This is a genomic window from Micromonospora echinofusca (genome assembly GCF_017614955.1).
Lineage (GTDB): Bacteria > Actinomycetota > Actinomycetes > Mycobacteriales > Micromonosporaceae > Micromonospora > Micromonospora echinofusca_A.
This window is the reverse complement of record NZ_WVUH01000041.1, coordinates 20642-30450: the sequence shown is the minus strand read 5'-3', so window position 1 is coordinate 30450 and position 9809 is coordinate 20642. Positions and strand designations below refer to the sequence as shown.

Sequence of the window (9809 nt, the reverse complement as noted above, 5' to 3'; positions counted from 1 at the left end):
GTCAGGGTGGGCGCGGTGAGGCCCAGCGTGAGGCTGGCCAGCCGGGGGTCGGCGGCTGCGGCGGCCGTCTTCACCACCAGCACGTGGGAGAAGCCCTCGGCGCTCGCCTTGACCCGCAGGTCGACGTCCGGGCCGAGTACGCCCGGGTACACGGCGGTGTCCGTTTCCAGCGTCGGGGTGGGCAGGGCGGTGGGCCAGGTCAACGAGATGGTGTGCCCCTGGTGGGTGAGGGTGGCCAACGGGCCCGTTCCGCCGTTGGACAGCCGCAGGTCCAGGATCGAGCCGTAGGGCGCGACCACGCCGTTCTTGAGCCGGAGGTTGTTGTACACCGGCCACCACGCGCCGTCCTTCTTCAGCCGGACCGGGATCGTCTGGCCGCTGGAGTAGAGCCCGCCCTCGGGGGTGGCGAACACCTGCTGGTCCACGCCGCGTTCGGGCAGGATCTCCACCAGCTGACCGGTCTGCGCGGCGGCCTCCAGCGCCTGATCCTGGTCCTGTGCCGGGTTGGTCGACGTGGTCCAGCGGTTCTCGACGAGGGTCACGTTGTCGATGTGGGCGGTGAAGGCGGCGTTCGCACCGAGGTGGAAGGCGACCTCGCCGACCGTCGTGTCCAGGGTGGAGTCGAAGGTGTACGTGAACCGGTGGGTCTGCTCCCCCAGTTCCACCGCCTCGTCCAGCGCGGCACTGTAGGGGTCGACGTTCTCCCGGACCAGCACCCGGGTCATGACGGGAGTGCTGGCGGAGGCGTCGAAGGCGAGGGTGTAGGTGCGTTTGGGCCGCATCGTCTTGCCGCCCTGGCGTACCCAGGCCTGCGCCGGTTCCACCGCGTCGGCGGTGACGGTGGCGTGCAGGACACCGTCGACGACGGTGGGGGTGACCGGCCCGCCGGCCGTCCACGACGAGGTACCGGAGGCGAAGTCGCCGTTCTGCAGCAGGTGGGTACCGAAGGAGCCGCGCGCGTGGAAGGCCACCTTCTCGTACGTCCAGCCCTCGGTCAGCATGCGCTGTTTCTCGGTGTCACCCACCGCGTATCCGTGGCATTCGCCCTTGACGAGCCGGTACACCGGCAGGAGTCCGGCAGCGGCGGACGGGCTGGCATGGAAGTCGATGCCATGGTCCCGCCAGCCGGCGGCGAGGAAGGCGTCCCGCTCGGCGGTGTCGGCGGTGAAGATGCGGTCGCCGTGGCCGGGCCGGTAGAGGTGATGGATCCCGACGAGACCGGTTCCGGGCTCCGGAGCGATGTGCGCGACGATGCCGTCGGAGGCGAATCCGTAGGTGCGTACGGCGCTCTCGTCCTCGTTGTACCACCGCGTGAACAGTGTCTTCTCGCAGCCGCCGTACGGCATCCGGCTGCGGTAGAGCGGCCTGTCCATGCTGTCGACGACACTGTCCGCAGCAGCGGTGGCCGTCCGGTTCGCGTGCGCGTCGGCACGTGGACCTGCACCGCCGACGGTCAGGGTGGAGGCCACCAGTGCGGCCGTCACCCATGCGCCGATCCCCCGTTTGCGCATTCTGACACCAATCCAAAGCGTCGCCGTAGATTGAGGTATTTAGATGTGAAGTGGCGTGGGCCCCGAGTCTAGGAGGCCACTTCCACGTTCAGCAAGCAGATCGTCACTGTCAGATGTCGTCACTCGACCCCGGCCCCGGGCCGCGCAGCGCGACAACCGATCTCGCCCCGACACGACCACCGGCACAATGAACGCCGTGCTCGCCACCACCCGCAACCTGCTGACGTCCCTCGATCCCCTGCCGTACCGCGAGCGGATGCGCCGCCTCGCGGACTGGGCCCGCACCGCACCCGACCACGCCCAGGTCTGCGCCGACCTGCGCGCGCAGGGACCCTACGAACGGCAGCTCGCCCTGGTCGCCGCGATGGTGACCAGCGACGCCGATGGCATCACCGCCGCAACGCGCGACCCCCAGCCGTCGGTCCGCAGCGCCGCACTCGCCGCCGCGCTACGTGCCGGTCACCCGATCGGCGACATCACCGACCGGTCGGCGGTGGAACGGCGACGCATCTACCGGGTGCTGCGCCGTCGGCATGCGCCGGCCGTCGCCGACGCGCTGATCGCCGACCTCCGCGCCCAGTTCGGTGACGAGGAGGCCGCCACGCTGCTGCCGGCCTGCGGCGCCGACACGGTACGCGCCCTGCTGCCCGACCTGGAACACGCGCTCGACCTCGAACGGCTGCTCCGGTGGCATCCCGGCCCGCTGCTGGACCGGGTCCGCGAACGGCTGACCGAAGCTCCGCCCGAGCTGCGCGGACGCGTCTGGGCCGGGGCCGCCGGGGCGGTCCTGCGGTGCGACCCGGCGCCGGTGTTCGAGCTGCTCGAACGGTACGCCCCGGAAGGGTCGCTGCCCGGCTCGCTCGACGAGTACGGCAGGCTCGCGGCACACGACCCGGGTCGGGTCGTCCGGCTGCTCGTCGCCCCCGGCCGGGCGGGCTGGCTGCGCGGAAACGTACTGCCGCCGGCCCTGCTGCGCCGGCTCGCGGTGCTGCCGACCGACGAGTTGGCGCCGCTCGCCAGCCGGTTCCACGACCACAGCCGAGGATTGGCGGCGCTGCTCGACGCCGTCGCGCCGGGCCGGCGGGGAGAGTTGTACGACCGGGCGCTGGCCGAGGTCGACACGGCGGTGCGGGTACCGGCTCCCGAGATCATGGAGGTGCTGCCGGCTGCGGTCCGGATCCGCGAGGCGACCCGGGTACTGGGCCTGCCCAGGATCCGGGAGCAGGAGGCCGAGGTGCGCACCTGGAGTGCGTACCTCGGCTGGCCGGAAGCGTCCGTGGCGCTCGACGTCGCGCTGCGCTCGGGTGACGCCGAGGAGCGGGCACGCGGCTACGCACTGCTGGTGGAGGCCGCCCGCCGCTCCCGCGACCCGCAGGCCGTGGCCGAGATGGTCGTCCGGCTCGGCCGGCTGCGCAACGAGCAGGATCCGGTACGCTCCGCCGCGCTCACCGCCCTGGCGAAGGTGACACCGCTGCTCACCGCCGGCACGGCGGCCGGGCTCACCCGACTGACCAGCGACGCGGTCGACGCCCGCGACGCCTCCGCCGCGACCACGACCGCGTTGGGTACCCTCGCCGCCGACGTCCTGCGGCACCACGTCGACGTACCGGAGCTGCGCGAGTGGGCGCTGCTCACGATCGACCTGGTGAGCAGCGGCGCGAGCGTGCCGGTGCTGCGCCGCTTCGACACGGTGCTGCGCCGTGGACAGGAGACGATGGTCTTCGAACGCCTGCGGGGCTGGGTCGAGGCCGGTGTCGCCCGCAACCGGTACGGGCCCCTGTTCGCGCTCACCCACGCGCTCGGCCGGCGCGCCTGGCGGCTGCCCGCGCTACAGGGCCTGCTGCGTCGGGCGGTCGGTCCGGACACGCTGCCCTGGGTGGCGCAGACGGCGATCGGACTGTGGCTCGACGACCCGCGTACCCGCCCGCAGCGGGTGGCCGAGGTACTCGACGTCGACGCCTCGGCAGCGGCGCTCCCCCAGGTCTGGTCGACGGTCTGCGCCTCGCGTACCGACCTGCTCGACCGGGTGCTGGACCGGCACCCGCAGGGCCGGTTCGTGGCACCGGGGCCGCGCTGGATGCCCGGCTGGGTCACCCACCCCGAGCGGTGGCTGCCCCGCCAGCAGGCCCGCTTCGTGGACCTTCAGGAGCTGGTCGTCACCGACCCCGGCCAGGAGGTGTGGCAGCGGGCGGCGGCGGTCCGGGCCGCCGCCCGCGTCCCCGGTGCCGGCCGTGAACTGGTGCTGCGGTACCTCGACGCCCCCGAGGTGGTGATCGCCGAGGCGGCGCTGGGTGCGCTGGTCTGGACCGACCGGCCGGACGAGGCACTGCCGGTGCTGCTGCGGTACGCCGACGGCGACCGGGCCCGGGTCGCGCTGTACGCGGCCGGCCGGGCCGCCCGGCACGTGCCACCGTCCCGGCTGGCCGACGTGCTCACCGGGGTACTGACCGGACCCGCCAAGATCACCAGCCGGAAGGAGGCCGCCCGGCTGCTGGCCCGCTACGGGCCGCCCCCGGTGATGGCGACGCTGCGCGACGCGTACACCGCCCCGGACACGCACCGCGACGTGCGCGCGGCGGTCGTCTCCGCCGCCCGGCAGCGGTTGCAGACCGAGGCGAGCTGGACGATCCTGCGCAGGGCGGTCGACGGCAGCCGGGAGGAACGACGCGCGGTCCTGGACACGTACCCGTACACCATCCCGCAGCGGCACCGGGCCCGTTACGGTGCGCTGATCGTCGGGGCGTGCCGGGTCGCCGACCGGGAGGTCCGGCGGGCCGCGTTCCGCCAGCTCGGCGAATGGTCACCGTGGCTGACCGGGGTCACCGACATGGTCGTGGACCGGCTGACCGACCTCGACGAGACGATGCGCTCCATCGAGGTCGCCAGCCTGCTGCGGGCCGGCGGGGACGGGGTCCTCGGTGTCGCGCTGGCCCGGCTGGTCGACCACGACGGCAGCGACGACCATCCGGGCGACGGGATCGCCGACCGTCCGGCCCGACGGCGGATCGCGCTGCTCGCGCGCGGTGCCGTCGTCCGCTCCGGCAGCCGGCCGGCCAGCGCCGACCGGAGCGCACTGGTCGAGTCGGCGCGGTGGCTCGCCGGTCACCCTGCCTTCGTCGGTACGGCCGCCGGGCTGCTGGTCGACCTCGGCCGGTTGGACAACCTGGACGAGGTCGCCGGACTGTGCGCGGGCCGGCCGGTCGTCGCGGTCCGCGCCGCCGAACGCGTCGGTGCCCGGCTGCGGGGCCTTCGCGGCGGAGTCGACCCGGCGGCCCTCGCCGACACCGTCGACCGGCTGGCCGGGCGCGGTGACCTCGCGGGCGGGCTGTTCGCGGTGGCGCTGGTCGGGCACGGAGCCGACTTCGGGTGGAAGACGCCGTGGCGGGACCTGCTGACCGGGCTCCGCCGGCACCCGGACGCCGATGTCCGCGAGGAGGCGTACGCCGTCGCCATGAGCTGACCGCCGCCCGGCCGGGGGAGGTACCCGCCCTCGTGGCTGCGGGGCGTCGGTCAGGACGTCGGGTCGTCCCGGGCGTAGTCGAACCAGTCGAAGTGGACCGTGCCGGTGGCCGCGTACATGCCGATCACCCGGCCGGTGAAGCCGCCGGCCACCTCGGTGGACAGGTACCGGCCGTCGAGTTCGGCCAGCACGTCGAGCGTACCGTCGGGCCGCTCGACGCCGAACCGGAGCACGTCGGGTTCCTTGCCGGGATGCCAGTCGCCGGGGGCCGGACCACGCACGTCGACGCCGATGCGGACCGGGCCGGCCGGGACCGGCCGGGTGGCCACCGTCGACAGCAGCGACCCGACCCGGGCCACGACCCGGACCGCGCCGTCGCCCGCCTCGATGTCGTAGTGGTGCCGTTCGTCGAGGCGTACCGCGAGCCCGCCGCGCCCGGTGGCCGGGTCGACCGAGGTGCGCACGCGGCAGGACAGGTGCTGCTGGCGTCGACCGACGAAGGTGACGTCGGGTTCGTCCATCGACGCGCCGCGCGCCCGGAGCGTGAGCCAGCCGGGGCGCTCGGCCAGGGACCAGCTTCCGGCGGGCCGGGAGCGTACCGAGATCCAGCGGGGGTGCAGCCGCTCGTCGTCGAAGTCGTCGCGTACCGGTGGCGGCGGCACCGGATGCGCGGCCCACGGCGGGGCGGTCATGACCGACGCGACCTCGCCGACCACCGGCCAACCGTCGTGCCAGGTCACCGGCGCCAGGAACGTCTCCCGGCCGAGCACGTGCCAGCCGGGGGTGCCGCCGCCGGGGCGGACGCCGAGCAGCACCATCCACCAGGACCCGTCGGGGGCCTGCACCAGGTCGGCGTGACCGGTGTTCTGGATCGGCCGGTTGGTGCCCCGGTGAGTGAGGACGGGGTTGACCGGGCAGGGCTCGTAGGGCCCGTCGGGGGCGGCGGCGCGGGCGACCGAGACGGCGTGGCCGCGTTCGGTGCCACCCTCGGCGATCAGCAGGTACCAGTGGTCGCCGACCCGGTAGAGGTGCGGTGCCTCGGGTGCCTGGGTCCCCGGGGCGCCGGACCACAACCGGCGGGGCGGGCCGTAGGTCTGGCCGGTGTACGGGTCGATGCGTACCTGCTCGATCCCGGCGTACGTGCACCAGCAGGTACCGTCGTCGGCCCAGGCCAGGTCGGGATCGATGCCGGTGATCCCCGGTACCCGCACCGGATCCGACCAGGGGCCGGCCGGGTCGGTGGCGGTGCAGATCAGGTTGCCGCCACCGTCGGCGCAGTTCGTGACGATGAGCCAGAAGCGTCCGTCGTGGTACCGCAGGGTCGGCGCGTACACGCCGGCGGACGACGGGGTCGTCGGTGGCAGGTCCAGTTGGCCCGGCCGGTCCAGCGCGTTGCCGATCTGCTCCCAGTGCACCAGGTCCCGGCTGTGGAAGACCGGCACTCCGGGGAAGTACTCGAAACTGGAACAGGCCAGGTAGTAGTCGCCGCCGACCCGGCAGACACTCGGGTCCGGATGGAAGCCCGGGAGCACCGGGTTGACGAACGTGCCGTCGGCCCAGCCGTTCGCGTCCGCCGTCCCGGTCCGGGCCTGCGCCCTGGTCATCGGCTCTCTCCCCCGGGACTCGGCCTGGTCACTCCTGGAACCTTATGCCCAGACATGGAAGATTATCGGTCTGATGTTCATCGGCGCCAGCGACGCCCGCCGATGAACAACCGGATGCGCCGTTGACGCCGACCACCCCACCTCGCGAGGATGCGAGGGTGGCTCACGTTGCCCGGGTCCGCCGACCGTACCCGCTGCTCGTCGCCGTGACCGCGCTGCTGGCACTCGGCGCGACCGTGGCCTGGGTCGTCGGTGACGCGCTCCGGCTGCACCACTCCCCCGCCGCCGAGCCACCCGAGGACGTCACCGCCGCACCACCGAGGGTGGCCGTACCGGCACCGCCGTTGGCGTCCCTCGTCGTACCCGACGAACCGCGCGCCCGGAAGGCCGCCACCGCCGTCGCCGACGCGCTCGTCTTCCGGGGCCTGCCCCGCCCGGTCGTCGCCCCGGCCACGGCAGCCAGCCACGGCACCCCGGTCCCGGGGACAGTGCGCACCCTGCGGGCAGCCGTGCTGGACACCCTGACCGGCGCACCGGAGTCGTACCGGCTCGACGTCCGCCGGAACGAACTGCTCGTCGAGGGCAGCGACCTCGCCGGCACCGTGGCCGGGTTGTACCGGCTCGCCGACCGGATCCGCTCCGGCACCGACGTGCTGCCCGCCGCCGACGCCGGCCGGATCGTCACGCCCCGGCTCGGCCTGCGGCTGACCGACGCGGGAGCGGTGGGTCGCGAGCCCGACCCGGCCGGGTTCGCCGCCGGCGACGACTACAGCCTGAACACCGACGTGGTCAGGTCGGCGCTGCTGCCCACGGCACCCTGGGTGGACAGCGGCGCGGTGGCCCGCATCGGCGCCCAGTTCCGCCAACTCGTCGACCACTCCGTGGCACAGGGCTACAACGGCGTCGTGGTACCCGGCTTCCTGGAGTACGTCACCTTCACGAAGGTCGGCGACGGGCACGCGGTCTACCCACCGGGCGACCCGCACGTCGACCGCGCCGAGGCGATGGTGACGGCGTTCGGTCCGGTCTTCGCCTACGCCGAACAGATGGGCGTGCGGGTCTTCCTGCTCACCGACATGCTCGCCGTGTCGCCCCCGCTGGAGGCGTACCTGACCAGGACCGTCGGTGGTCTCGACGTGACCGACCCCCGGCTGTGGGCGGTCTACCAGGCCGGGCTGGCCGAACTGTTCGAACGCATGCCGTTCGTCGACGGCCTGATGGTACGCATCGGCGAGGGCGGTGAGGTGTACGCCGCGGACGGCTGGGACTACTCGTCGAAACTCGCGGTCACCACGGCGGCATCGGTACGCGCGATGCTGCGGGCCCTGCTGGACACCGCCGGTGCCGCCGGCCGGGAGGTCATCTTCCGCACCTGGACCGTCGGGGTCGGCGCCGTCGGTGACCTGCACACCAACCCGCAGTCGTACGCGCAGGTGCTGGGCGACTTCGACGACCCGCACCTCATCGTGTCCACCAAGTACACCCTCGGCGACTTCTACAGCCACCTGCCCCTGAACACCACCCTGCTGACCGGCACGCACCGCCGCATCGTGGAGTTCCAGGCCCGGCGCGAGTTCGAGGGGTTCGGCGCGCTCCCCAACGACCTCGGTCCGCTGCACCGCCGGGCGTTACGCGAGTTCCTCGCCGCGAACCCGAAAATCGAGGGCGTCTGGAACTGGACCCAGGACGGTGGACCGCTCCGCGCCGGGCCCATGTCGCTGCACCTGCGCGCCGGGTTCTGGCAGCTGTACGAGCTGAACACGTACGTGACCGGCCGGCTGGCCTGGGACCCGGACACCGACCCGGCGCAGGTCACCACGGACTGGGCGTACCGCACCTTCTCCGCCGACCCGGCCACCGTCGCCGCGATCGGGCGGGCCATGGCACTGTCCCGGCAGGCGGTCACCACCGGCCTGTACATCGGGCCGTACGCCGACCGGTCGGTACGGGCGCTCGGGCTGGAACCACCGCCGATGATGTGGATCTTCGAGTGGGACATCCCCACCGGCGACTCCGCCGCGCTCGGCAGCATCTACGCGGTCACCGGCGGTCAGGTCGACGCGGCGGTCGACGAGGGCACCCGGGCCGTGGCGGTGGCCCGCCGGATGCGCGACCTGGTCGCCGCGACCGAGCCGGGCACCTGGCGGGACGCCCGGCTGCGCACACACTTCACCCGGACACTCGACTACCAGGTGAACCTCTTCGAGACCCTGGGCGCCTACCGGACGATGGTGCTGCGGCACGCGCAGTGGCTGGACACCGGCTCCGCCGCCGCGTACCACGACTGGCGGACGGCCGCCGACGCGTACCGGACGGCACGCGACACGCACCGGCAGCGCTACGGCGGCGACCTGGACCTGCCCGCGTACCACTTCACCGCCGCCGACCTCGGGGCGCAACGCGCGGACCGGGACCCGGCGATGGCCTGGGCGGCCCGGCTGCTGCTCGGGGTGGTCCTGCTGGTGGTGCTGCTCGGCCTGCGGGGGCGCGGGTTCGGCGGGGCCGCCGCCCGGGGGCTGCTGCTCGGCGCGGTCCGACCGTGGCGGGTGGCCGCGCTGCCGGCGCCCGCCTCCCGGATCGACCGGGTCCTGGTGTGGCTGGTCCCGGCGGTGGTGCTGGTGGCGAGCCGGCTCGTCCTCACCTGGTTCGCCGCCCCGGCGCACCTGCTGGTCACCCTGGGCGGATGGGCGCTGTTCGCCCTCGTCGTCCGCCTCGCCGTCGGCCGGCGCGACCCGTTCCACCTGTGGGCCGTGGTCGGCGGGGTCGCGCTGCTGCGCAGCGTACTGCTGCTGGCGGCGCTCGCCGGACGCGGACCGGGACGGTACTGGTTGGTCTTCTGGACCGCGCCGGCCCTGCGCGCGGTGTACGTCACCGTCGCGGTCGCCGCGTTCTGCTGGCTCTTCGTGGCCACCGCCGTCGTCCTGCGGGACCGGTACGGGCTGCGGCGGCGCAGCGCCGCCGGGTTCACCCTGACCGCCGCAGGTGTCCCCCTCGGCGTGCTGGCCGGGCTGGTCGCGGTGGTCGGCCTGGAACGGGCCCTGACGGTGTGGAACGACCAGTTGGCGCTGCTGCCGTGGGGACTGTCCCGGATCCTCGGCATCACCGTGCACCTGGGTGTCCCCGCCGGCCTGCCCGGGTACGCCGCCGGATTCGGTGCCACCCAGGCCGTCGTCGGTCTGCTCCTGGCATCGGGCCGGCGCCGGCCGGCCGACGACCGGGCCTAGGGTGACGGGC

The 9809-nt window shown here is 73.9% G+C and carries 4 protein-coding genes; 2 read left to right on the top strand and 2 right to left on the bottom strand.

Going from position 1 to position 9809, the window contains the following annotated elements; genetic code table 11:
• Positions 1 to 1484, bottom strand: a 1484-nt coding sequence (locus GSF22_RS07770) for a carbohydrate binding domain-containing protein (protein WP_208812317.1), incomplete at its 3' end; no start/stop codon positions are given.
• A 214-nt stretch (positions 1485 to 1698) separates the two neighbouring features.
• Here GSF22_RS07770 and GSF22_RS07765 point away from each other — a divergent pair.
• A complete protein-coding gene (locus GSF22_RS07765) occupies positions 1699 to 4971 on the top strand; it encodes a hypothetical protein (RefSeq protein WP_208812315.1) in 3273 nt (1090 codons plus the stop codon).
• Positions 4972 to 5021: 50 nt separating this feature from the next.
• On the opposite strand, the gene GSF22_RS07760 is transcribed toward GSF22_RS07765, so the two are convergent.
• Positions 5022 to 6575, bottom strand: a complete 1554-nt coding sequence (locus GSF22_RS07760) for a glycoside hydrolase family 43 protein (RefSeq protein ID WP_208812313.1) — start codon at positions 6573 to 6575, stop codon at positions 5022 to 5024.
• 158 nt (positions 6576 to 6733) lie between these two features.
• Between GSF22_RS07760 and GSF22_RS35620 the strand changes: the two genes are divergently transcribed.
• On the top strand, positions 6734 to 9799 hold the full coding sequence (locus GSF22_RS35620; protein WP_307803826.1) for a hypothetical protein: 3066 nt from the start codon (positions 6734 to 6736) through the stop codon (positions 9797 to 9799).
• The last annotated feature ends 10 nt before the right edge of the window (positions 9800 to 9809 follow it).